At 44.9% G+C, this 24,626-nt stretch carries 24 protein-coding genes; 12 read left to right on the top strand and 12 right to left on the bottom strand.

Annotated elements, in window-relative coordinates:
• Positions 1-6 precede the first annotated feature (6 nt).
• From V6M43_RS00790 to V6M43_RS00780, 3 genes are read left to right on the top strand one after another with little or no spacing between them, the layout of a single operon-like run.
• Entirely contained in the window at positions 7-363 is a 357-nt protein-coding gene (locus V6M43_RS00790) for a DUF4288 domain-containing protein (RefSeq protein WP_332732147.1), read from the top strand.
• On the top strand, positions 344-1,387 hold the full coding sequence (locus V6M43_RS00785; RefSeq protein ID WP_332732146.1) for a sensor histidine kinase: 1,044 nt from the start codon (positions 344-346) through the stop codon (positions 1,385-1,387). The genes V6M43_RS00790 and V6M43_RS00785 overlap by 20 nt, the downstream gene beginning before the upstream one ends.
• Complete coding sequence (locus tag V6M43_RS00780) at positions 1,380-2,144, top strand: LytR/AlgR family response regulator transcription factor (protein ID WP_332732145.1); 765 nt, start codon at positions 1,380-1,382, stop codon at positions 2,142-2,144. Before V6M43_RS00785 ends, V6M43_RS00780 begins: the two co-directional genes overlap by 8 nt.
• A gap of 6 nt (positions 2,145-2,150) precedes the next feature.
• On the opposite strand, the gene V6M43_RS00775 is transcribed toward V6M43_RS00780, so the two are convergent.
• The gene (locus V6M43_RS00775; protein ID WP_332732144.1) at positions 2,151-2,549 is read right to left on the bottom strand and encodes a hypothetical protein; all 399 of its coding nucleotides are present in this window, start codon (positions 2,547-2,549) and stop codon (positions 2,151-2,153) included.
• A gap of 66 nt (positions 2,550-2,615) precedes the next feature.
• Entirely contained in the window at positions 2,616-3,719 is a 1,104-nt protein-coding gene (locus tag V6M43_RS00770; protein ID WP_332732143.1) for an anhydro-N-acetylmuramic acid kinase, read from the bottom strand.
• A 96-nt stretch (positions 3,720-3,815) separates the two neighbouring features.
• Here V6M43_RS00770 and upp point away from each other — a divergent pair, with 96 nt between their 5' ends.
• A complete protein-coding gene (upp, locus tag V6M43_RS00765) occupies positions 3,816-4,466 on the top strand; it encodes a uracil phosphoribosyltransferase (RefSeq protein WP_332732142.1) in 651 nt (216 codons plus the stop codon).
• A gap of 53 nt (positions 4,467-4,519) precedes the next feature.
• Positions 4,520-5,530 carry a PorP/SprF family type IX secretion system membrane protein gene (locus V6M43_RS00760; RefSeq protein ID WP_332732141.1) on the top strand — a complete coding sequence of 337 codons (1,011 nt, stop codon included), beginning with the start codon at positions 4,520-4,522 and terminating at the stop codon, positions 5,528-5,530.
• A gap of 13 nt (positions 5,531-5,543) precedes the next feature.
• Here V6M43_RS00760 and V6M43_RS00755 read toward each other — a convergent pair whose 3' ends face one another.
• Entirely contained in the window at positions 5,544-6,146 is a 603-nt protein-coding gene (locus tag V6M43_RS00755) for a DNA-3-methyladenine glycosylase (RefSeq protein ID WP_332732140.1), read from the bottom strand.
• Positions 6,147-6,204: 58 nt separating this feature from the next.
• Here V6M43_RS00755 and V6M43_RS00750 point away from each other — a divergent pair, with 58 nt between their 5' ends.
• Both V6M43_RS00750 and V6M43_RS00745 read left to right on the top strand, forming a co-directional pair.
• The gene (locus V6M43_RS00750; RefSeq protein ID WP_332732139.1) at positions 6,205-6,963 is read left to right on the top strand and encodes an EI24 domain-containing protein; all 759 of its coding nucleotides are present in this window, start codon (positions 6,205-6,207) and stop codon (positions 6,961-6,963) included.
• Between the two features lie 2 nt (positions 6,964-6,965).
• Positions 6,966-7,676 carry an SAM-dependent methyltransferase gene (locus tag V6M43_RS00745; protein WP_332732138.1) on the top strand — a complete coding sequence of 237 codons (711 nt, stop codon included), beginning with the start codon at positions 6,966-6,968 and terminating at the stop codon, positions 7,674-7,676.
• A gap of 19 nt (positions 7,677-7,695) precedes the next feature.
• On the opposite strand, the gene V6M43_RS00740 is transcribed toward V6M43_RS00745, so the two are convergent.
• Positions 7,696-8,097 carry a hypothetical protein gene (locus V6M43_RS00740; RefSeq protein WP_332732137.1) on the bottom strand — a complete coding sequence of 134 codons (402 nt, stop codon included), beginning with the start codon at positions 8,095-8,097 and terminating at the stop codon, positions 7,696-7,698.
• A 28-nt stretch (positions 8,098-8,125) separates the two neighbouring features.
• On the bottom strand, positions 8,126-9,574 hold the full coding sequence (locus tag V6M43_RS00735; RefSeq protein ID WP_332732136.1) for a M20/M25/M40 family metallo-hydrolase: 1,449 nt from the start codon (positions 9,572-9,574) through the stop codon (positions 8,126-8,128).
• 66 nt (positions 9,575-9,640) lie between these two features.
• On the opposite strand from V6M43_RS00735, the gene bshA reads away from it, so the two are divergent.
• Positions 9,641-10,759 (top strand): N-acetyl-alpha-D-glucosaminyl L-malate synthase BshA, encoded by a 1,119-nt coding sequence (gene bshA, locus V6M43_RS00730; protein ID WP_332732135.1) that lies wholly within the window; start codon positions 9,641-9,643, stop codon positions 10,757-10,759.
• Between the two features lie 13 nt (positions 10,760-10,772).
• On the top strand, positions 10,773-12,098 hold the full coding sequence (locus V6M43_RS00725) for a M16 family metallopeptidase (protein WP_332732134.1): 1,326 nt from the start codon (positions 10,773-10,775) through the stop codon (positions 12,096-12,098).
• A 16-nt stretch (positions 12,099-12,114) separates the two neighbouring features.
• On the opposite strand, the gene V6M43_RS00720 is transcribed toward V6M43_RS00725, so the two are convergent.
• From V6M43_RS00720 to porU, 6 genes are all read right to left on the bottom strand, one after another.
• The gene (locus tag V6M43_RS00720; RefSeq protein ID WP_332732133.1) at positions 12,115-13,467 is read right to left on the bottom strand and encodes a murein hydrolase activator EnvC family protein; all 1,353 of its coding nucleotides are present in this window, start codon (positions 13,465-13,467) and stop codon (positions 12,115-12,117) included.
• A 48-nt stretch (positions 13,468-13,515) separates the two neighbouring features.
• A complete protein-coding gene (locus V6M43_RS00715) occupies positions 13,516-14,331 on the bottom strand; it encodes a DUF4292 domain-containing protein (RefSeq protein WP_332732132.1) in 816 nt (271 codons plus the stop codon).
• 3 nt (positions 14,332-14,334) lie between these two features.
• Complete coding sequence (gene dut, locus V6M43_RS00710; RefSeq protein WP_332732131.1) at positions 14,335-14,769, bottom strand: dUTP diphosphatase; 435 nt, start codon at positions 14,767-14,769, stop codon at positions 14,335-14,337.
• Between the two features lie 11 nt (positions 14,770-14,780).
• The gene (gene ispF, locus V6M43_RS00705) at positions 14,781-15,266 is read right to left on the bottom strand and encodes a 2-C-methyl-D-erythritol 2,4-cyclodiphosphate synthase (protein ID WP_332732130.1); all 486 of its coding nucleotides are present in this window, start codon (positions 15,264-15,266) and stop codon (positions 14,781-14,783) included.
• A gap of 109 nt (positions 15,267-15,375) precedes the next feature.
• Positions 15,376-16,548: a type IX secretion system outer membrane channel protein PorV gene (gene porV / locus V6M43_RS00700; protein WP_332732129.1), complete on the bottom strand. Its 1,173-nt coding sequence runs from the start codon at positions 16,546-16,548 to the stop codon at positions 15,376-15,378.
• 165 nt (positions 16,549-16,713) lie between these two features.
• Positions 16,714-20,121, bottom strand: a complete 3,408-nt coding sequence (porU, locus tag V6M43_RS00695; protein ID WP_332732128.1) for a type IX secretion system sortase PorU — start codon at positions 20,119-20,121, stop codon at positions 16,714-16,716.
• 150 nt (positions 20,122-20,271) lie between these two features.
• Between porU and V6M43_RS00690 the strand changes: the two genes are divergently transcribed.
• The gene (locus tag V6M43_RS00690) at positions 20,272-21,846 is read left to right on the top strand and encodes an SUMF1/EgtB/PvdO family nonheme iron enzyme (protein WP_332732127.1); all 1,575 of its coding nucleotides are present in this window, start codon (positions 20,272-20,274) and stop codon (positions 21,844-21,846) included.
• A gap of 110 nt (positions 21,847-21,956) precedes the next feature.
• Positions 21,957-23,255: a UDP-N-acetylmuramoyl-tripeptide--D-alanyl-D-alanine ligase gene (locus V6M43_RS00685; protein ID WP_332732126.1), complete on the top strand. Its 1,299-nt coding sequence runs from the start codon at positions 21,957-21,959 to the stop codon at positions 23,253-23,255.
• On the opposite strand, the gene V6M43_RS00680 is transcribed toward V6M43_RS00685, so the two are convergent.
• On the bottom strand, positions 23,220-24,035 hold the full coding sequence (locus V6M43_RS00680; RefSeq protein WP_332732125.1) for a CHAD domain-containing protein: 816 nt from the start codon (positions 24,033-24,035) through the stop codon (positions 23,220-23,222). The genes V6M43_RS00685 and V6M43_RS00680 overlap by 36 nt on opposite strands.
• Positions 24,036-24,117: 82 nt before the next feature.
• Here V6M43_RS00680 and V6M43_RS00675 point away from each other — a divergent pair, with 82 nt between their 5' ends.
• A complete protein-coding gene (locus V6M43_RS00675) occupies positions 24,118-24,585 on the top strand; it encodes a DUF983 domain-containing protein (protein ID WP_039131910.1) in 468 nt (155 codons plus the stop codon).
• The last annotated feature ends 41 nt before the right edge of the window (positions 24,586-24,626 follow it).

Genomic DNA, 24,626 nt, shown 5'->3' with positions numbered 1-24,626 from the left:
TTAACTATGAACTGGTATATTGCCATGGTGGTGTATGAGATCATATGTGGTAACGGAAACCATTGCCCGCAGTTTGATGAACAGGTAAGATTGATCAGGGCTACAGATCATTCAGCTGCCCTTAATATCGCTAACCAACTCGGGGAGCAGGAAGCATTTAGTTTTACTGATCAGAACCAACGACTGGTGCAATGGAAATTTCTTGCAGTAACAGAATTGCTGCCACTAAGGGAGATGGCACATGGCGCAGAGATATTCAATCATATAATTGAGATCGACCATCCGGATGGATACCGTGAAAAGATCCTGAACCGATCAAATGCCATCCTTCAAACCCAAACCGATGCCATCCATTCCTTTTAACAATACTTCGCTCAGGGTCATAACAGGCATTCTTATTTTCATGTTATGGCAAATGAACTTTATTGCTATCCTGCAAATGGGATTCGGCTTGCAGGTGAGCCTGACCGACTCTCTTGTAAATGTGCTCATGCTGAGCCTGGCAAGTATGACGATTGTCCAGACTTTTCGGTACTATAATCCAAATCCCTCCCAATTCTGGATCATCCTGCTGGTGGGACTGGTATTTTCAATCCTCTTCAATATTGCAGCCAAACTGGTGCTGCAGGCGATTCTTAAAGATAACAGTGAATACATCCGGTTCCTTAATGAGAGCACTTTCCTGAGAGGCACTTTTGCACTGCTTATGGTTGAATGGATGATAATCCTTAACCTCCTATGGAATATGCTGAAGCAGGAAATTAAACAGCGAAACATGCTTGAAGAAACCATGGTGCTGGCGCGTGAGGCTGAGTTATACAAATTGCGACAACAACTCCAACCACATTTTCTTTTTAATAGCCTTAACAGCATCAATGCACTTGTTGGCAGCAAGCCGGGGGAAGCGAGAAAAATGATAGAGCAGCTATCCACTTTTTTGCGATCTACCATTAACAGTAAGGAAGATGACCTGGTGCCACTTACTGAAGAGATGGAACAGATCGATCGTTATCTGGAAATAGAAAAGCTGAGATTCGGCCATCGCTTAAATACCAATATCAGCATTGGTGAAAACTGTGACAAGGCCCTTCTTCCACCATTATTGCTACAACCCGTTGTAGAAAATGCCATTAAATTCGGATTATACGACACCCTTGAGGATGTTACCATTAATATAGAAACTGAATGCAGGGAAGGATTTCTCCAGGTAACAGTTTCAAATCCATTTGATCCTGCATCAACAGGATCGAGGAAAGGCACAGGGTTTGGCTTAACTGCAGTGCAGCGAAGGCTTTACCTCCTCTTTGGCAGACAGGATCTACTACTTGTGCATCCGGAAGGGAACAACTATATCACTACTATCAAAATTCCGCAGACCAATGTATAAAGCCATTTTAATTGATGATGAACCACTCGCGTCAATGATCGTGAAAGAATTTCTGGAACAGTATCCTGAAATTGAGGTGATACAGGTTTGCCAGAATGGATTTGAGGGATTGAAGGCCATACAGCAATTAAACCCACACCTGGTATTTCTCGATATCCAGATGCCAAAGATCAATGGTTTTGAAATGCTGGAATTAATTGACCAGCCACCATCCATTATATTCACCACCGCCTTCGATGAATATGCCATACGGGCTTTTGAACAGAATGCCGTTGATTATTTACTGAAGCCTTTCACCCTTGAACGGTTTAAAAAAGCTGTAGACAAATTTCTGCAGCAACAAGCAAAGCAAACGGATGAGCAGGAAAAAAAAGAAGCACTGGAACATACCCAGTCGTTGCTGGAAACTGCAAGTATCTCCCCCCAACAAATTGACAGGATCGTAATAAGAGAAAATAATAATATCCGCATAATTCCTGTGGAGGAAATACAATATGTTGAAGCAGCCGATGATTATGTGCGCATTGTTACACAGGCAGGCAGTTGGCTTAAGAACCGCACAATGGCCGCTATAGAAAAGCAGTTACCTGTTGACCGGTTTGTTCGCATTCACAGATCCTGCATAGTGAACATCCGTGAGATCACACGGTTACACCCACACGAAAAAGAAAGCTGGATGGCCATTCTCAGGAACGGCAAACAACTTCCTGTCAGTAAAACGGGATATCCAAAACTTAAGGCCCAACTTGGGATCTGATTATAATCACGGCGCCATGATCACCTGGCTTGTTACAGCAGGAACATCAAGTGTAACTTTCAGTTTACCGTTCTCTACTTCGTATTTATAGGTGATCCTTTTCCCTCTGCGGCGAGCATTATGGGTGAGTACAAGCGGTGCGATAAGTTCCAGTTTCTCAACAAACTTTTCCTCCAGTTCCCTGATACCATTACGGGCAGCCTGCAGCTCATACATATACTTCGATAACTGGTCTACCTCTTCTAGAAATGACCTGTCACCAATAATGTCGACAGCGTGGGTATAGTTGGCTTTTTTGTGCTGAATATCTGCTTCCAGTTGCTTTTTTTCAGCTTCTGTGTTTGCATACTCTTCCAACAGGCCAAGATAGCGGTTGGATAATTCTTCAAAGGTTTGGAATTCCATGGGACGTGATTTTCCGAAAAATATAAAAACATTCCGGAAAATGCAAGCCATCCCTCACTGTAACAATCAGGCATCCGTTCCCAACCAGAGTGCACCGCCTATACTATCACGACTGGCACCTGTTACGGAAGCCAGCACATTGTATTCTTCGCGCCAGCGCAGAACGCCGATAAGTGCCATTATTACCGCTTCCTTGTATTCTACCAGCTTACGATCGGGCACTACAATTTTTAATTCGAGAGGATCGAGATGTGCTGCTATCCTGCCAACAAGAAAATCATTTAATACCCCTCCTCCTGTCACCAATAATTGTTGCCCCCCGGTTACCATTCCTTCTTTTGCAGCAATATGACTAATGCTATCAGCAACCTGGTGTGCAATATGTTCACAATATGTATTAAGTGAATCTGCAAGTGGGAGGCCGGCAAATTCAACCAGTGGATAAACCACATCGGTACCAAAATCATTGGCAAGCGATTTCGGGTAGGCCATACCGTAGTAGTCCAAAAGGTTAAGTCGCGAAAGAAGGGCTTCATCAATATTACCAGTGGCTGCTATCTTCCCGCCCTCGTCCATCTGCATCCCATGCGGTTGAACAAGTAGATTCAATACCCGGTTGGCAGAGCAAACATCAAAAGCATAATATTTATTTTCTTTCCTGAAGGAGAGGTTAGCGATACCCCCCAGGTTCAATAGAAATCCATAGTCGCCAAGTAATAATTTCTCACCAATGGGCACAATCGGGGCACCCTGACCACCAAGTGCTACATCGAGTGCACGCAGATCGGAGATAACGGGAAGGGCCGTTTCGGCTGCAATAGCAGCACCATCACCGATCTGTCCGGTCATTCCTCTTAAAGGAAGATGGAAGGTGGTATGGCCATGTGAGGCGATCATATCCACTTTATGCTCCAGCCCGAACCGGGCAATAAAATCATTAACAGCTTTACCAATATAGTGACCGTAATCTGCATGAAGAAGCATATAATCCAGGGCTGAAAGATTGATAGCGTTACGCAGTTTTTCCGCCCATTCTGGTGTATAAGGATGTGTTTCGGAATGCTGGATATCCATTGACCAGTTGCCTCCGGCAGCATGTAAATGAACATAGGCAATGTCCAATCCATCTAGCGAACTGCCACTCATTAAACCTATTGCTTTATAGACCATGGGAAAAAATGTTTTAGAATTACCTGCCTGAACTTTAGATTTGTTATAGCGGCTGCAAATTACAACGATTGCCGCCTGCAAAAAAACAGGAAAATCATGGTGGTCAATCTAAGCAAGCAATACTCCCTTTTGTGCGATTGGGTCAGTGAAATCAGGAATGTTGACATTCAGGGCGACCGTATGCGCTTTAGAAGAAACCTTGAGCGGATCGGTGAAGTTGCCGCCTATGAGATCAGCAAATTCATGGCGCATGAACTGGTTGATACACAAACCCCGTTGGGTATCTCCAATTGTAAACTACTAAAGGAGCAACCTGTATTAGCCACTATTCTCCGGGCCGGATTACCACTACACCAGGGACTTCTCAACTATTTTGATAAGGCAGACAATGCTTTTATATCCGCATACCGGAAACATAATCCCGACGGGAGTTTTGATATCAGCATGGAATATGTTTCCTGTCCCGACCTGGAAGATCGCATTCTCATCATTGCTGATCCCATGCTCGCAACAGGTGCATCACTTGTTAAGACCATTCAGTTTCTTCGCGATGAAGGAAAGCCCCGGGAGGTTCATATTGTTGCTGCAATTGCCTGTACGGTGGGAATAGAATATGTTCATCGCCTGGAGCCAAATGTCCGCATCTGGTGCGGTGCAATTGATGATGAACTTACCGCTAAAGGATATATTGTACCCGGCCTCGGCGATGCCGGAGACCTGGCTTATGGGGTAAAGCAACAGCAATAGTCACAATTTTAACCCCGCCCAATATTAAAATTTGTATTTTACCGGACCTATTTATGAGAACCCTGCCAATAATACTATTGCTTTTGGGATTTGGCCTTCCTGCCCTTTCACAGGATCCGCATTTCTCACAATTCTTTGCTTCCCCGCTTACGCTTAACCCGGCTTATACCGGAAAGTTCAACGGCCAACTTCGCGTTGCCGGTAACTATCGTGACCAATGGCCTGCAATAAGCAAAGCATTCGTCACTTCTACCATATCATTAGACGCGCCGGTAATGTCAGGAAAATTACCTGATTTCGATACATGGGGTGTTGGAGGGATGGCCATGAGTGACCGAACAGCAAACGGTATACTTAACAGTAACTATTTTGCCCTCTCTACAGCATATCATAAATCACTCGATGAAAACGGACTACACCAGTTGGGTGTTGGCTTCCAGGGTGTTTATACCAGCAAACGCCTGGATGGTTCAGAATTGAATTTTGAGAATGAACTTGCCCTTGATGGCACCTGGACCAATCCCAGCGGCGAGGCAGTTGATGGCAGCAGAATCAGTGTAAGTTATCTTGATTTCAATGCCGGGGTTTTATACAGCGGATCAACCAATGGAGATGATAATTTTTATATCGGTGCTTCTGTATACCACCTGAACAGACCTAAGGAAAACTTCACCAACGGAAATTATACCCTGCAGCCAAGGGTTAGTGTTCATGGTGGGGGTTACCTGCCGGTGGGGCAGGCAACCACGCTCCACCTATCGGGTTTACATTCACGACAGGCAGGGGCAAATGAAACAGTGGTTGGTGGCGCCGTTGCATATAATCTGATAGACGACTTCGAAAGACCCACACAATTTTATGCTGGTGCCTGGTATCGTTTTAGTGATTCTTTTATCCCCTATGTAGGATTTGAATTTGCAGATATACGCTTAGGGGTAACTTATGATGTAAATACATCAGCGCTCAAAACCGCATCCATGCGACGTGGTGGCATAGAAGTGAGCCTGATATATATCAAAAAGCCAAGTACTGGCGGCAAGGATATACCCTGTCCGAAATTTTAATGTTCAGCACATTTTATTTTTTTCCTGAAACAGCTTTAGTGCCGGCAAGGTAGAACCGGTAAGGTAGCTCTGCATCCTCGGCGGCATAATCAACCCCTATCCTCGCACTCACTACAATTTCAGCAGGCGTATAGCCATCATCATAGATAGCAATCGACTCCTGTAAAATGGTACCTGTATGGGAAGTGCTGATACCAAGGGCCTTAGATAGCTTACCGGGTCCACGCCCAAGTGTATACTCTTTTTGAGAGCCCTTCTGTATATGCAATCGCTCCTGCATAATATCCACCCCTTCCAATGGTTCAATAGCCCTTATCAACACTGCATGAGGAATATTGATGGTATTGGTAACAACATTAAATAAATGATGGATACCATAACAGAGATACACATAGGCTGTTCCACCTTCCCTGAACATGATGTCTGTTCGGCTGGTTCTTCTGCCACTATATGCATGTGAGGCCTTATCCACGATACCATTGTATGCTTCCGTTTCAACAATGCGTCCGCTTGTGCGTTGACCGTTGATAGAGGTTACAAGTATTTTACCTATCAATTCACGCGCAATCTGCACCACATCGCTGCGCTCAAAAAAAGAGAGCGGTAATTTTGTCATCATTTATGCGTTGGTCTAGGGTCAAAGTAATAAATTTAGGCGCACAAACTAATACCGGTTGCTTAAAGAGATCATCATCGCCATTGAATCATACTTCAAGGCCCACCAGTTTATACGCCAGCATAATCTCTGGAAATGGATAATCATTCCCGGCATCCTTTATATGATCCTGTTCATGGTTGGCATGTATTTCTTCCTGAGCTCAAGCAATTCAGCTGTAAACTACCTCAGTAACCTGATCGGAATAGACACCTGGCTGCAGGAACAGAAAAACCCCTTTCTCAATTTTCTTTTTGTAATGGGGAATATCATGGTTCGTTTACTCCTGATATTCTTTTATTTTTCTTTCTTCAAGTTTGCCTTCCTGATAATCGGTTCACCGCTTTTCGCCTACCTGAGTGAGAAAACAGAATCAATACTGGAAGGCCGTGATTTCCCTTTCAGCCTTCCTCAACTTATGAAAGATATTATCCGCGGTATCCGGCTGGCCTTACGAAACCTGCTCTGGCAAACTGTATACACCATCTCAATTCTGATACTTTCTTTTATACCAGTTCTGGGATGGGTTAGCCCGATGTTATCCTTATTCACCGAATGCTATTATTATGGTTTTTCGATGATGGATTATAGTTGCGAAAGAAGAAAAATGTCGCCGCAGGAAAGTGTCCGCTTCATTAGTGACCATAAGGGATTGGCAATAGGAAACGGCCTTATGTTCTACCTTATGCATGCAGTACCTATATTGGGATGGATACTTGCTCCCACCTATGCGGTAGTGGCCGCCACCCTAAGCCTCCGTCAACTAGAAAATAAATGATCATGGCAAGTAGTGCCCTTGGATCGGTTTATATGATCCCCTCCTTTCTTGATGAAAATAATCTGCAAACGATCCCTCCCTATGTGCTTGACGCAGTGAAACAATGCCAGGTATTTTTCGTGGAGAATGAACGCAGCGCGAGGAGATATCTCAAAATGTTATGGCGTGAAATGATAATAGACCAGTATGAATGGTTTACCATACATAAGGCAGAAGAAGAGGTCAGGAGCCAGTTCAGACAACAGTTACAAAGGGGAAAAACGATCGGTATCATTAGTGAGGCCGGATGCCCTGGCATTGCTGATCCGGGACAGTTACTGGTAGCCACCGCGCAGGAAATGGGCGCAATTATTAAGCCCCTCGTTGGGCCAAGCTCTATACTGCTTGCCCTGATGGCAAGTGGTATGAACGGACAACAGTTCAAATTCAATGGTTATCTCCCCATTGATGGCGCTACCCGCAATAAAATATTGAAAGAACTGGAGGCTGAGTCGGTACGAAACAACTGTACACAAATTTTTATTGAAACACCTTATCGTAATAACCAGTTGGTTGAGGCAATTTTAAAAGAGTGCCGGCCCCACTCACGATTATGCATAGCTGTAGATATTACTGGTCCTGAAGAATGGATCATTACAAGGAGCATATATGATTGGCAAAAAAATAAGCCGGACATCCATAAACGTCCGGCCATATTCCTTTTGCAGGGATGATACCCACCATTTTATCCGTTCACTGTTTGGGTGATATCTGCTTGTCGCCCGGATCACCTTTCATAGAGAGAATACTGTCCACAACATATTTGGTATTACCACGCCAGGGAAGTGCGCCAAGATATTCTTTGTAATGCAGTTCAAATTCTTTCCCGCTATTGGTCATCAATTCTTCTGCAATTCTCTTGTCGCCCACAGAGAACTCAAATTCATAGGACTGTATACTTCCAGCCATGCCTCCCTTAAATCCGCTCTGGATGAGTTTTCCCTCATAGGTCTTGAAAATATATCCTTTGCGTACCACATAGTTAAGTTCACCTGATTTTACGCCTTCTCCGAAAACCCAGAAATAACGCCAGTAAAAAATGCCCCCGCCGATCAATAAAATTGCGACGATGATGATAGTTAAAAATCTTCCCATAGTTAGTTTGTTTCAGATATGAAAATAATCATAATCCGTATTTGTCGATCATATAAATAAGAAGGGCCATATTCAGTGAACCCAGGTCAAGTTCACGCTTATTAACGTTCTCGAAAACATCATTACGCGCATGATGGAGATCGAAATATCTTGAGCCATCAGGACTTAGTCCTGCAACCGGCGTTCCGAGCTGACGATTCAGGGGACCGATATCAGCACCGCCGCCGCCATTCCTGAATTCATAAACGCCATAGGGAACAAACAATGGTAGCCACTGGCGTATAGCCGCAAGCCTTTTCCAGTCGAGTGTAAAGCCAAAGCTACGTGGTGTAAATCCACCTGCATCACTTTCCAGTGCAAATAAATGCTCTTCATTCTTTGCCTTTGCTTCTGCCGCATATTTATTTCCACCTCTTAAACCGTTCTCTTCATTGGCGAAAAGAACTACCCTGATGGTATGACGAGGCTTGTAACCCATTGCCTTCAAAGCACGCAATACCTCAATTGAATGAACACAACCCGTACCATCATCATGGGCGCCTTCAGCAGGATCCCAACTGTCCAGATGCCCACCCACAGTAATATATTTTTCTGGAAATACTGAGCCAGTAAGCTCACCGATCACATTATTCGCTTTGGTATCAGGCAACATTCTGGCATCGCTTCGATAATAAATACTGACAGGTTTACCCGATGCCAGCAGACCAATCAGTTTATCGCCGTCTTTCAACCCTACAGCTGCTGCCGGAATTTTTGGGTAGGCAGAATCATAGGATGTTGTACCGGTATGAGGATGGTTATCATTTGCGCTGGCAGTTACCGACCTGATCATAATTGCAGCCGCACCATATTTTGCGGCTTCGCTTGGGCCCCTCCTGCGATAAGAGCCTGACTCGCCGTACGACTGTCCCACCGCAAGATTCTTTGGATTGAAAATATTATTGAAAACAACCATCTTTCCTTTTACGTCATCCTTTCTTTTTTCAAGTTCACTGAAATCGTTTATCAATATGGCGGGAAGTGTTAGTCCCTTTGCATCGGTACCCACTGAATTGCCCAATGCCAGTACATCAAGTTTCACCTTCTGCTGCTTACCTTTTTCATCTGCATAGGTATACCAAGCCTCTTCCGCTTTTCCACGCTCCCAGTGAGGCGCCATACATTCCTGTAGCCATACTTTATCAGCACCCGCAGCCTTCAGGGCCTTCTCCGCCCAGGCTTCCGCTTTATACATACCCGGAGAGCCGGCCAGCCTTGCACCAACATTTTTGCACAAGTCACGTAGGCTTTCATAGGCCGCAGAAGAACTAAGTACATCATCGGCCATTTTACGAAAGAATACCGAATCAGCTTCTCTTGACGCGGCATCAAAAGAAGGCTCTGCATTGCCCGACGACGCCGATTGCGCCAGGGCAGCTCCTGAAAATACTCCGGCCTGCAGAATGAATGCCATAACCAAACAAACAATTCCTTTCATGTTGATGTTTTTTTAAAATTAGGCAAACATTTTAATCCTGTACCTTCATAAACAATTTTTTGAATTATGCGCATCGGAATCGTATGTTATCCCACCTTCGGAGGCAGTGGCGTACTAGCAACAGAATTGGGCAAAGCACTCGCAGAAAAAGATCACCAGGTCCATTTCATTACCTATCAGCAACCAGTACGGTTAAACGAATTCAATGCGAATATTTTCTATCATGAAGTGAGGGTGCCTACCTATCCGCTTTTTGATTATCCACCGTATGAAACAGCATTAGCCAGTACCATGGTGGATGTTATCATCAACAATCACCTCGACCTTTTGCATGTTCACTATGCCATCCCACATGCATCGGCTGCTTATATGGCGAAACAGATCCTCCTGAAAACAGGAAAAACGATCCCCGTTATTACAACCCTCCATGGTACAGATATAACACTGGTAGGGAGAGATAAGACCTATGCTCCCGTGGTAACTTTTTCCATAAATGAAAGTGATGCCATCACCGCTGTGTCTGATAACCTGCGGGAAGAAACCTTTAAATGGTTTCGTATAGAAAAAGATATTGAGGTGATCCACAACTTCGTGGATGTATCCAGGTTTCGTAAAAAGGGAATTGATGCTTTCCGGAAAGTTATTGCCCCAAATGGAGAACGCATCCTGATGCATGCTTCCAATTTTCGTAAAATAAAAAGAATAGAGGATGTTGTACGCATCTTCGCCAATGTAGTGAAAGAGGTACCAAGTAAACTTCTGTTTGTTGGGGATGGACCCGAACGCGGAGCCGCAGAAAGCTTAAGCCGCGACCTTGGCATTTGCGATGATATTCGTTTTGTAGGAAAACAAGAACAGATAGAAGAGATTCTCGCTATCGCTGATCTTTTCCTGCTCACTTCTGAATATGAGAGCTTTGGTCTCGCAGCGCTGGAAGCAATGGCAGCAGGGGTTCCGGTTATCAGTTCCAATGCGGGTGGCCTGCCTGAAATTAATATCCATGGCGAAACCGGCTTCCTCAGCGATGTGGGCGATGTTGCCGCAATGAGTAAGCATGCCATTGACCTCTTAAGCGACGATGTGATGCTGGAACGCTTTAAAACAAATGCAATGGCGCAGAGCGACCGCTTTGACATCCACCATATTGTTCCCATTTACGAAAAACTATATAATCGTTTTCTCTGAAAGAATAGTACGAATGCCCTTTAGTTCAATGGTGTTGATCATGACCTTACTGTTGTGTATCAATTCCATTCCTTCTTTATATGCCCAAACATTAGAGCCTTTGGGTTTTGAATATTTCAAATTAGACAATGGACTAAAGGTGGTTCTTTTGAAAACTGATAGCCCTTCACCTGTTACAGTGAACCTCTCTTACAATATTGGCTTTCGCCTCGAGCAAAGAGGGGAAGCTGGATTTGCCCATCTTGCCGAACATGTCTGGATGGCATCCAATAAAATCAGAAAAGGGATTGTCAATGCATCTACGCGCTATGATCATACCAGTTTTTATGCTGTGCTTCCACCCGATAGGCTGCGAAAATATTTGAAGCAGGAAGCCCTTCGTATGCGGAACAGTACTGTACGCCAAAAGATACTAACTTCTCAAAAGTATGCCCTGAATGATGAACATAAACTCACTGTCACTAACCATCCTTATGGCGGTTTCCCCTGGCAGCGTATGCCGAAGATTGCATTTGAAAACTGGCAGAATGCACACGATTATTTCGGAGACCCGCACCTGATATCAAACGCTTCGGTGGAGGATATACAAAATTTTCTTAACCGCTATTATATCCCCAACAATGCTGTGCTGGTTGTAATGGGGAATTTTAATTCCGCCAGCACAAGATCATGGATCATGAAATATTTTGGTTCAATTGGGCAAAAGCCCCTTCCACAGAAACCCGATATTTCTGAACCCATCCAGGTTAAGGAAAAAACGGCAGTCATAACGGATGGGCTTATACGCCGGCCTGCGCTTTCCGTTGCCTATAAAATTCCGGAAAGGACTTCACCGTATTATTTTGCAATGGGGCTTATAGACCAGATGCTTGTTAAAGGAAAGGATAGCAGGTTATACCAATTGCTGGTGGAACAAAAAAAATATACCGATAGAGTAAACGGGGGGATAAATTATCTCGGCAATATGTTTACCCACAACGGACCCATGCTATGGATGACCCATATGGTGTATGATCCATCTGTACACAAGGATTCTTTGATAGCAACAATTGAACAAGCCATCGGAAGCATTCAACGGGAAATAAATGATTCGATGCTAGAGCAGGCAAAATGGGGGGTAATGGAATCTTTTAAACAAATGAGAGAAGAAAGAAACGGACTTGCAGTTTCCGATATGCTTGCCTGTTTCGCATTGTTCGATGATGACCCTGCACAATACAACTATATTGAATCTTCATTCAACAAAGTAGATGCTTCCATGATAAGGCAGACCCTTACAAATTGGCTGAAACCTTCCAACAGAACAGTGTTGGTGCTAAGTCCCAAAAATCCTGAATAGGGATAAGCGATAATTATTATCTAAGCCAGGTTTCCGGGTTCAGGTTTACGTTCTTATCATTTGTTATAAGAAATTCAAGCTCTCCCCTGCCCGCATCCTTCTCATCAAGGCGGCCAATTGACTGGCCTGTCTTGATCTGCTGTCCTTTGCTTACCGAAACGGAAGAGAGATTACTATAAGTGGTGAAATACTTGCCATGGCGTAGAATAACCCCCTGAACAGGACCTACTGAAATCACATAGGAAACCTCTCCATCGAATACTGCTTTCACGGTACTGCCCGCATCTGCTTCAATGGTTATACCCGGATTATCATAGTCAACCGTTAGTCCCTCATATCGATGTTTGCCAAATTTCATCGCTATCCTTCCTGCATTCACAGGCCAGGGCAAACTTCCTTTGTTCTTCTCAAAATTATCAGATACAAGCTTGACTTCATCACGATTATCGAAAACGCTCAATGGTTTAGTTGCAGCTGGTTTCTCAGCTGGTTTTTCAACCGGAGTCACGGGCTTTGCAACTACTGTTCCCGATTTGGCTGCATCATCTGCTTCTTTCTTAGCTGTTGCGGCAGCAGCCTTACGTGCCGCATCTTCTTTAGCTTTTCTCTCTTTCTCAATAGCAGCTACACGTTTTCTTTCTGCATCCACTTCACGCCTGATCGCGGCCCTGAGAGCATTTTTCAGGGCATTATCCTGCTTACGCTTGGCGGCCATGTCTTTGAGTAATTCCTTTTCCTGTCCCTTTATCTTACTCACTACAGCATCCTTCTCCTTTCTCTCCTCCTGCAATACCTGGAATTGTTTGTTCTGCTCTTCCAGTGCAGAGCTTTTCTGCTGTTTGCTCTGATTGAGATTGGCGATCTTCTGTTCAAGTTGTGTTTGCGTGTTCTTAATATTTACAGCCTGCTGTTCACGATAGGCACGGTATGATTTGAGATAGGATACGCGTTTCAATGCATCATTAAAACTGCCTGCAGAAAATATGAAATTCACAAAATCATAATTGCTCCGGTTCTTATACGCATAAACAACACTCTTTTCATACTGAAGTCGTAGGGTGTCTAATTCACTGCGGAGCTTCACAATATCACGCCAGTGCGAATTGATATTGCCCTGGATAAGATTGATCTGCTGGTTCACATTTCGGATCTGGGCCTCACGCAACCTTATTTTCTTTTGAACAATATTGAGGGCAGACAGGCTCTGTCGCTTATACTTTTTTGTTTCATCCAATTGCTTTCGCAGGGCATCGATCTCGCGCTGGATCTCAGCCTGCTTTTTCTTCAGATCCGCACTGCTTTGGCTCTGGGCATAGGCACCACAAATGGAAACCATTACAATGAAGAGGAGAAGGATTTTTTTTATCATGCAGATTCAATTGATGACGGAATGTTTCAAATATAAAACCCTTAGGTTTTACTGAACGCTATAATTTTTCGGAACTGCGAAAGGATAGTTTAAACTTTCGTTAAAGATGAACTGTTTGAACTCCATCTGAACTTCGAGCCTGTTCTTTTCCGCAAGCACGATCTTTCTTACCGTGGCAAATGGATTTCCTTCTGTAGGTGCATATCCACTATAATTCAATTCACTTGTTCGACTCCTTTTCGGATTGATATCATCCAGTTTTACATGCTCAAGCAGGAAATTTTCTTTATTAATGGTCATGAGGTTCTTAAAGAAATTCCCCACACTGGTAAGGGTGATCGATGATCCGCTGTTCTTGTAAGAAACAATATTACTGTCAAGAAATACCGGATTCCCGATGATAAGATCCTGCATCGTATTGAAATCAAATGGCAACTGTGCGATCTCCTCCAGGTACTCAACCGATCTGTATTGCACCACCTTATCTTTTTTATTCAGCAATTTCACACTATCGGGTGTGATCATCAGCCTGAATGCTTCATAACTGAAAACGGTGGCGTTGATACTTAGCCAGATCACGCTGTCTTTTTTCATACGCACAAAAACGGTGAGCTCGGGCCCCTTGCCATCCTTGTCCCAGTACTCCACCTTCATCTTTCCGGAAAAAGTATTGAAGTCAACCTTATTCTTTTCCACCGAACGAAAAACCTCATTGATATAACGAACCGAATCGGCATGGGCATCAGCCAGAACAGTAGAGGCAGTATCTTTTTTACTGATGACAGTGTTGATCTTTTTTGTTGTGCGGCATGCTGCTGACATTAATAAGACCAGTGCCGTTACCATATATACAATACTCTTCATGCGCTATGATTTTCCTGTATGACCAAATCCACCTGCATCGCGGGTAGTTGTTGTCAGTGAGTCAACCTGCTCCCATTCCACACGTTCCACTTTCTGCACTACCATCTGTGCGATCCGGTCGCCGGGATATATGACTTGCGTTTCCTGCGAAAGATTGATCAGGATAACTTTTATTTCTCCACGATAATCCGCATCTATCGTGCCGGGACTATTCAAACAGGTGATGCCCTGCTTAATTGCCAATCCGCTGCGGGGTCTTATCTGCGCTTCGTAGCCCTCCGGAATTTCAATAAACAAACCGGTCGGCACCAGGGTTCTCTGCAACGGTTCAATAGTCAATACTTCTTTCAGCTCTGCCCTGAGGTCCATCCCGGATGAACCTGATGTGGCATAGGCGGGCAAGGGATGTGATGATTCATTAACGATTCTGATAAGCATATTTCCTTGTGTTATTGATCTCCATTCTTTACAAGCAATACAGTAGCATAGGCAACCAATCCTTCTTCGCGACCAACAAACCCCATGGTTTCGGTGGTGGTTGCTTTTATCGAAATATCTTCCTGCCCGATGTGCAAGATGGAAGCAATGGTCTCCCGCATCTGTAATGAATACTTCATGATCTTGGGTGCTTCCAGGCATAGTGAGCTATCAATATTCACGATGGAATACCCCCGTTCACGAATTAGCCCAAAGCATTTCTCCAGGAGAATTTTGCTATCGATATCCTTGTAGGCAGGGTCAGTATTAGGGAAATGCATGCCTATGTCTCCCAGGCTCAGCGCCCCGAGCATGCCATCACAAATGGCATGCAACAGCACATCGGCATCACTATGACCCAGCGATCCTTTATGGTGGGGAATCTTTATGCCTCCGATCACGAGTTCACGGCCTTCCGCCAACTGGTGAAAATCAATTCCAAATCCGATTCTGTACATAGTTTTTTTTTAACCCGTCTGACGCCTGTCAGGACAGGCGTCAGACGGGTATATTAAATGCAAACGTCCCGCAAAGATGCAGGACGTTTGTCTATTTTCATCGTTAAACTTATTCTTCAGAGAGGCCGCCACCGGCTGCATCGCCGCTGAGGTCAAAGATCAGACTGAACCGGAGCGTGTTGGAAAGCGGGTTCTGGTTCACACCGCTACCCGAGGGTACAATATAAGAGAGGTTGAGGCCAAATACATTATAACGTATACCGGCACCCACGGTGAAATATTTCCGGTTACCTTTTGTTTTATCCTCATAAAAATATCCTGCACGTAAAGCAAACTGTTCCTGGTACCAATATTCAATACCTGTTGATACAGTAAACTCCCTGAGCTCTTCGCCACCGCCACCCGGTGCATCACCGAAAGAGCTGAACCAACTGCTCACTACCGACTTCTGACGATAATCAACCAGTCCGGCTGAATCACCCACTGAAGGCGGAGTTGGAACCATGAGTTTATTGAGATCGAGTGCAAAGGTCATTTTGTTGCTTTCATCAAATACTTTGGTGTAAGCACCTCCAAGACCAAGGTTGGCGGGAATAAAATCTTTCTGTGTTGCATCAGTAGTATAACCAATTTTGGAACCCAGGTTCGTCAGCGTGGCGCCTGCACTCCAGCCGCTTCCTGCTTCATCCTGGCCATTGTAATAAAAACTAAGGTCACCGGCAACCGCGTTGCCCGCCTTATAAGTTGTTCCATTCACATTCTGTCCGCCAGCCAGGTTAGAATAGATATAGCGAAGGGCGATACCCATACCGATCTGGTCAGAAAGCTTACGTGAATATCCGAGGTCAATTCCAAATTCCCTTGGGCGGAAAGAACCAAATTCATTTCCAAGATTATCCGTGAACTGTATATTACCCAGGTTGAAATATCGCATAGAAGTAGATACCGCCTGGAGGTCATCGATCTTTCTATAGGCACTCAAAGAAGCCATGTATACATCATTCAAACCGAGTCGCTTCAACCATGGTGTATAGGTTAGCGAAACCTGCATATCGCTGGTATTGAACGGCGTTTTAGCAAGGTTCCAGAATGGGCTGTTAACATCGGCATTGGTAGCAATACCTGTTTCACCCATCCCTCCTGCACGCGCATCGGGCGATATTCTCAAAAAAGGAACGGCGGTTGTAACTACGTTGATTGGTTCGGTCTGCGAAAAGGCCTCAGATACAGTGACCCCGGCCAGTGCCAGCGCCATCGATAAGTGTAGAAGCTTTTGTTTCATGTGATTGTTCTTTCTTTTAGTGATACACATGAAACGCCCGGGAAATGCCCGTAGACAAAAAGGTATTTACCCTCTGATCGGTTCAGGGATGCCTGGTCGTTTCAATAAAATCTTAGGGTAAATTTTTCTCTATAAGCGGCTAAAGTAATAATTATATTTACCATATCAAAACCGGAGCAGCTTACTTACTGCCACGGCCTCTTTTCCATTAGCTGTCCTCACACGAAGCCGACATACATAAATGCCCGGCGCAAGCCGTTTTCCCTGTTGATCTGCTCCGTTCCAGTCCATGTAGGAACGATTTGCACTGACAATTATTGTACCGTTTATTTTTTTCAGAAGCTGTCCATTAATGGAGAAAATATCCATTTCTGCCTGTAAAGAACCATTTTGCCGATTTGTACTTATTGCAAAACGCACAGCCCCCGAAGATGGATTAGGCCATATTCCCAGCGCCTCAACCAACAGCTCATCCCTTACCTTAAAACTGATTGTTTTCTCCGAACTATTATTGAGCAGGTCCCATGCCTTGATCCTGAGGCTATAACTCCCCTCAGGCAATTCTGGTAATCGGTAAAATAGTTTGCCAGACTTATAAGTATCTGCGTCAGCCTCAAAAAACCTGTTGAGTATGATTTCAGAAGCAGGATCATTATTTATGATAAGGGAGATATCATGTCCAATCCCATTACCCAGCACATTGATACCTGAACTGTCGGCCAGTGAAACCATCAATAAGGACGATGCCCCCACGGTTGCTCCATCCCGAAAACTGCTGTCATTCAGCCAAATCCTGATTGCCGGACCTTCCTTATCTGAAGGAGGTATCACCGAACCTGCTATCAACATATTTGAGTAAGATCCCCTTGCATCTTCAGCCTCACTCATCGCATAATAGCTGACGCGCACAGAACCAACAGGATAATTGATATCCTTCGGAACCAGGAAACTGAAGCTGAATTTTCCATTAATAACAGTGGCCTTGCCCCTGAAAATAGAGCGATCCTGCACCTCAAAAGTCTGTACCGGACTGCCGGGATCATTACCCAGCGTTTTGATTTCATAGGGCCTGTCGAGCACCTGGGGAAAAACAGTGCCGTTGAACCCATTCAGGATCTGTCCATTTCCATCACTGACAATTCCCTCCACTTTTACTTCCTGAAGGGCTTTAAGGGTATCAGTCCCTGATCCAACCGGCTTCCCTTTTACATGGGTCGTTATTACCTGGTGGCGGGGGAAGGCCAGTGTCATGGCCGGATCTCCCAACAGCAGAAATTTCCTGTTATTAAAGATATCACCCGAGGTTTGGTAGGTTCTATTCTTGGCGGCCATCACCGCCTGGCCCAGAGATCTGAAATGACCGCCTGGCTGAGGTTCCAGGGCTGCCTGCAGATAATTCCGATTCATGATCCGGTTGCTGAAGGCGAAGACCAGTCGCGTTGTTGTCATCAGTGCAATGGCACCGCCCACCGGCTTCAGGAGCAGGTATTCACCCAGTGAATTTATGGCCGGATTGTCAAAGGGAGCAAAATCGCAGGTAGCCGTTATAAACAAAGGCAGCTTTCCACCCTGCTCCCAGCCATCCACAATATCCCTGTCCAAAACAACCTCTTCTGCCAGTCGCCTGAAGCCACCATGACCACTATAATTCCAGATCAATACCCCCTTCTGCATCCTTTCCGCCAGTTCCTGGTTTACCGCGGGATACCTGCTTCCTCCCGCATCACTCTGCTGGGGAAAGGCATCGAGATAAACCTTCTGTTGCAGTATGCCCGGGTTGGTAGCAAGCGCTACGCCGGCAATGTCTTCGGCATCCTGCAGGTGGAGATTATTGTCTTCGTCATCGGCGATCAGCAAGAGCTCATTTCGCCATTCGCCCATAACCGCAGGATCATGATAGGCAATGATCTTATCAATATAATGATTAGCCGATTGAAGGTCAGAAACCGGGATGCGGCCAATTGAGAGGTCTAATAAATTGGTGATCAGCCCGGAGTTTATATCCTCGTGGTCGTCGAGAAATCCGAAATAATCATCACTCACATAACTGGAGAGCGGGTCGAGTGAAAAGCTGCTCTGGTAAGATGGCACCCCATTGCGTCCTCCCTGCTTACCTTTAAAATCATAGTTAGCATCTCCAAACAACAGCAGGAACCGGGGTGAGCGACTTGTATCGGCTCCTGCCCTGTCATAAAACATCTTCAGGAAATTCCTTATAGCTGTTGGACTGGGTTGCCCGGCCCCAAACTCATGATATACCTCCTCTGTATTCACCACCAGGCAGCTTAGTCCATCATGCTGACGATGCCAATTGGCAAGTCTGTTGGCGGCTATCTCCAATTGGGGTGGGGTGATGATCACCATTTCGGGAATTTCTTCCCCATGTAGGTCCTGGTTATTTACCACTCCCTTTAAAACAGGTTCCATTGGCTGGGAGAAAGCAATATATTCTTCGGGCTTTTCATGATGATCATTAAAATGGAGGCTGTCATTTGCCCTAACAAAGGAAATTTCTACAGGTTCCAGGGCATTACTAACCCTCCAAACCCTGGCATCTGCTGATGCAGAAAGCGAGTAACGGGCAGTCTGGCCTTTACCGATGCCGGTCCAACTCCTGAAATCCAACTGGCGCCCCGCAACAATTTTGAGTTCACAGGTGGCGAGAACCGAAAAGTTATCGAGCCAGCCGATGGCGGAAGAATTGGCCGACTGGAACTGGTAAACAATCTCCAGGCTATTTCCAGCATTGTCGGGCAATATTAAAGTGCCGCCCTGGCGGTTTTCCCTGGCAAACAGATCCAGGTTGGAAGATGATACTGCTGCCACCGTTTGTGTAAAAAGGTTTTGACCTCCCAGCGTTATGGCAAAGCTGGAAGAACTACCCACTGCCCGGGCGGCTACCTGCGACATAATATGAACTTCTGACCCGGCCACCGGAGAAGAAAATGGAATGCTGAAACGGGCGCTGGTGATACCATCAGCCAGAAAACGCTCACCAAACCATTGCTGTCCGCTACTCAGCAGGTTGAAGGTATCTTTCTCATAATGATAGCGGTATTGGTAGTTATTAAGCTGATGATCAGCCGTTTGTGGTAAGAGAGGGGAATTGATTCGTTTCCCGTTACCACCCATTGTGAGGTAAACATAGGCTGTATAACTATATATATTGGTGCGTCGATTGAATGTTCTCAAAACTGTATCCCGCTCCCATGGATGAGGGCCTTTAGCATAAAAAAGGAGATGATCTGCCGCATCAAAGCTGCCATCTCCCCCATCATTCACCAGGATGGCCATCTCCTGCAAGTCATCCGCATAATCGCTGTTATTAGCTTCTCCAGCCAGCTGGATCCTGTTACCATAGAGCCTGATTTCCCGGGAAGGAAGAGGGATAGTGAATCCCATCTGAACAATCTGACCCGCGTTCAGCCGGTAAACCCCAGTTTCAGGAATTCCAAGCTGGAACCATTTGCCGGAAGCAAGGACGGAATGGGCTGAATAGCTCCTTTGCGCCTGAACCGCACAGGAAGCCAGCAAGAGAAGGAATAATAAGAGATTTCGGAGGCCGGGAATCATAGACCTGTAAAAGTAGGATAATATGCAAGCGTTTTAAGATTTTGGCAAGAGTATTGATTATCTAAACTGACTATATTCGCAGTCAGCTTTTAACATACCACACAATAAACGGGACAGGCACCCGTTATTAGTGTCTAAAACCCAGCTTAAATGGCTATCAAAATGAACTGGAAAACCTTAACAATCCTCGTATCCTGCGCCGCAATGGTGGCGTCTTGTAAGAACAGCAAGCTGTTCAGCAAGAAAAAAGAAAAATCCGATGTAACCGGTTGGAATTATAATGATAAAGACCAGGGCGGTTACCAGGTCTCCAAAGAAAAAGAACAACGGACTGGTCCCGGACTCGTTTTCGTTCAGGGTGGTACCTTCACGATGGGTGCAACTGAGGAAGATGTTATGGGCGACTGGAATAACGCGCCTCGTCGTGTTACCGTTAACTCCTTCTATATTGATAAAAGCGAAGTAGCCAATGTGCATTACCGTGAATACCTGTATTGGATCAATACTGTATTTGATGGCGATGAATACCAGGCTGTTCGTAATGCCGCTTTACCTGATACACTGGTATGGCGTTCTGAGCTGGCATATAATGAACCCCTCGTGGAATATTATTTCCGCCACCCATCTTATAACTACTATCCTGTAGTAGGTGTAACCTGGAAGCAGGCAAATGATTTCTGCCTCTGGAGAACAGACAGGGTGAATGAGCTGGAACTTCAGAAAAGAGGTTTCATCAACGAAAAATCACTGAAGAATATCAGTGGTATCGGTGAAGAGAATTTCAATACAAAATCTTACCTGATGGGTGAGTACCAGGCAACCCCAGGTGCTGCTGCCCGTTCAAAGAAGAATACACTTAAAAATCCTAACGGTACCCCACGTACGCAGGTTACTTTCGAAGATGGTATTCTGCTGCCAGGTTATCGTCTTCCAACAGAAGCGGAGTGGGAATATGCTGCTCTCGGTTATGTAAACCAGAACCCACAGGTTTCCAAGAAAGAAGGAAAGCGTGGTGAGGAACTTATCACCAATAAGCAGGTTTACAGCTGGAGCAATAACGTAAATGGACTTCGTGATACACGTCGTGGTAGCTGGCAGGGTACTTTCCTTGCTAACTTCAAGCGTGGATCAGGAGATAACATGGGTGTTGCAGGTGGATTGAATGACCGTGCCGTTTATACTGCACCGGTACAATCATTCTTCCCTAATGGATTCGGTCTCTACAATATGAGTGGTAACGTGAATGAGTGGACTGGTGATGTTTATCGTCCGCTTTCACTCGCCGACTTTGATGATGTATCTCCTTACCGTGGTAACAAGTTTGAAACTGTTGCTATGGATAGCGTTGAGAACAAGCCAACAAGAGATAGCCTGGGTCGCATCAAGTATCGCCTCATGACTGATGAAGAAAGTAAGAACCGTCGTAACTACCAGAAAGCTGATGTTATCAACTACCTTGATGGTGATTCAATTCTGCAGGGTGTTAGTTATGGATATGGTGTTACTACCCTTATCAGCGACAAGAGCCGCGTTATCAAAGGCGGTAGCTGGAACGACAGAGCTTATTGGCTGAGCCCCGGTACACGTCGCTTCATGGAAGAAGATGTTGCCAGCAGCACAGTAGGATTCCGTTGCGCGATGGATCGCGTTGGTAGTCCGGAAGGTAACGGCCGCAAGACCGGTATCAATTACAAAGCAAGAAGACAAAATAGCCGTAAGCGCTAATATAGGTTGATAGCCTCTTATAAGAAAACCCGCCTCCAATGGCGGGTTTTCTTATAAGTATCAGTCATCGCCTTTTTCAATGATACCTCTCTCCCATTATCTTTGTGACCATGACCATAGCACAACTCTACGAGATCTACAAACAGCACCCCTCCGTGCAAACTGACACACGTAAGCTGAAAAATGGCGATCTTTTTTTTGCATTGAAAGGAGATAATTTCAATGGCAATGCCTTTGCCGCAAAAGCAATTGAAGCAGGGGCCGCCTACGCTATCATTGATGAACCTGAATATGCTATCAATGATAGGATGATCGTGGTAAAAGATACACTGCAGGCATTACAACAACTGGCGCTTCATCACAGGCGGCAGTTCAAAATACCCTTCATCGCTATTACCGGAAGTAATGGGAAAACAACCACCAAGGAGCTGATCCATGCCGTGCTTTCTACAACCTATCGTACATATACAACCGAAGGAAACCTGAATAACCATATCGGCATCCCGCTAACTATTTTAAAGGTGGGATCAGATGCTGAAATGGCAGTGGTTGAAATGGGTGCCAACCACCAGAAAGAAATAGAATCTTATTGCCTTTATACAGAACCAACCCATGGATTGATCACTAATCTTGGCAAGGCACATTTGGAAGGATTTGGTGGAGTGGAAGGGATCCGCAAAGGCAAGGGCGAGCTGTTTGATTACCTCAAAAGGTTCGGAGGAACCGCCCTTGTGATGAATGATGATCACTGGCTGGTGGAAATGAGCGAAGGGATCAACCCGGTTATAACCTATGGTACAGAAGAAGCTGATGTTGTAGGTGAGGTTATTCACCCTGATACACTGGATGATGAAGAAGATGCATTTTTACACGTTAATATTATCAAGGGTGCGGGAACAGGAATTATAAGGACCAACCTGGTAGGTGATTACAATATTTACAATGTGCTGGTGGCGGTTACGATAGGAAAATTATTCCGTGTGAGTGATGAAATTATCCGCGATGCCATTGAGGGATACCATCCAACGAATAGTCGCTCGCAGATGATCATTAAAGACAATAATCATATCATCCTCGATGCCTATAATGCCAATCCATCTTCCATGAAAGCAGCAATAGAAAATTTCGCCAGGCTAAAGGCTGCTGATAAAGTTTTGATGCTGGGTGCCATGGCCGAGCTGGGAGAAGAAAGCCTTGAGGAGCATCGTGAAATTGTATCACTGATAGCAAAATATCCCTGGAAGGAAGTGGTACTTGTGGGTGGAGATTTCATGCGTATTGAACACCCCTACAGGAAGTTGGAAAACAGCCATGCTGCAAAAGAATGGTATGATGCGGAGAAGTTCAGCGGGGCACATATCCTTATTAAAGGCTCAAGAAGTATGCAGATGGAAAAGGTGTTGCAATGAGCGGATGGGAAGTTCAAGGTCCATTCTCATTTTTTGTTGTTTCCGGAAAGCCTCTGTGAGCCATGCTTCAAGAACTGAAGCATCGTCACTGAGGTCAGGCATCAATGCGAGTTGCCTGATCACGGAAGCCCTCACCACCATATCCTGGTAATCGCCAAGCAACTTCTGTAGTTCATCAATTTCCTTTATGGGAAGCGCTGTTATTTTACCAACCGCCCTTTTTGTTTTTAACAGCCATTGATGATTGTAAAGGATGTCTTTTAACAATTTCCTCAATTCATGTAGCGCATCATCATACAATGTATGTTCACTGAGATGAATGTATTCGCGAAGTAAATCACTGAAATATCTTTCATACTTACTATGTGATGAATATTTCCAGTAGGTAAGTTTAGATGCTATAGCGCTATCATCGGATCTTACCGAGCCAGTTTCCTGCAGCTTTATCAATAATGCTTCATGGTGTGTCTGTAACCTGGCTTCCAACAGGAATGGAAGTTTGGTATTAGTTAGTTCGGGTTTAATAAATGCCAGCAGCAGTTGTGTATCTCTTACCGCGCCTGCTGCACCATATAATATCTTCAGATTGCGGTGCATTTTGAATTGCTGCTGGTGCTGAACCATGCCTTCCATCCGGTAAAGCGCTCTTAATTTCTTGAACCCCACCCTGAATGCATGTATAAATTCTTCTGTTGGCTCCAGTAAAATACTAATCCGAAGTTCATCCAGTTCATTTATTGCAGCTGCAGCAGCCGCGGCAGATGGATTTCGACTCTTCATTTAGTGCGTTTACGTTCTGTTAAGTGACAAGGATCACGTTTTTGAACGGTCGGATTCAGGTAACTTTGCAAAAACCGTTAGCATGACGAATGAAAAGAACAAACCAGGATATCTTGGAACGGTATTGTCGAATCGTTGTCCCCGTTGCCGCGAAGGCAACATCTTTGAATCATCCAATCCTTATAGCTTCGGAAAGATACTAAAGATGAATGAACGTTGCCCGGTATGCGGTCAACCTACCGAAATAGAAGTGGGATTTTATTATGGCACTGCTTACGTAAGCTATGCCCTTACTGTTGCTTTTTCTGTGGCCACTTTTGTGGCCTGGTGGGTATTGATAGGATTCTCCCTGCAGGATGGTGATTACCGTGTTTTGTATTGGGGTATCACCAATGCAGTATTACTGATTGCATTACAACCGGTGTTTATGCGATTGTCAAGATCTGTATGGCTGAGCTGGTTTGTGAAGTATGAACCCGACTGGAAAAATAAGAAGATAGATGCCCGGCACCTTGAAAGGGTTGTACCGGAACATATGGGCGATTGGTAATAAAAAGAGTCCATCGTACATAATTACGAAGGACTCTTGCA

The organism is Flavihumibacter sp., assembly GCF_036676075.1.
Taxonomy (GTDB): domain Bacteria; phylum Bacteroidota; class Bacteroidia; order Chitinophagales; family Chitinophagaceae; genus Flavihumibacter.
This window is presented reverse-complemented; position numbering and strand designations above follow the sequence as displayed.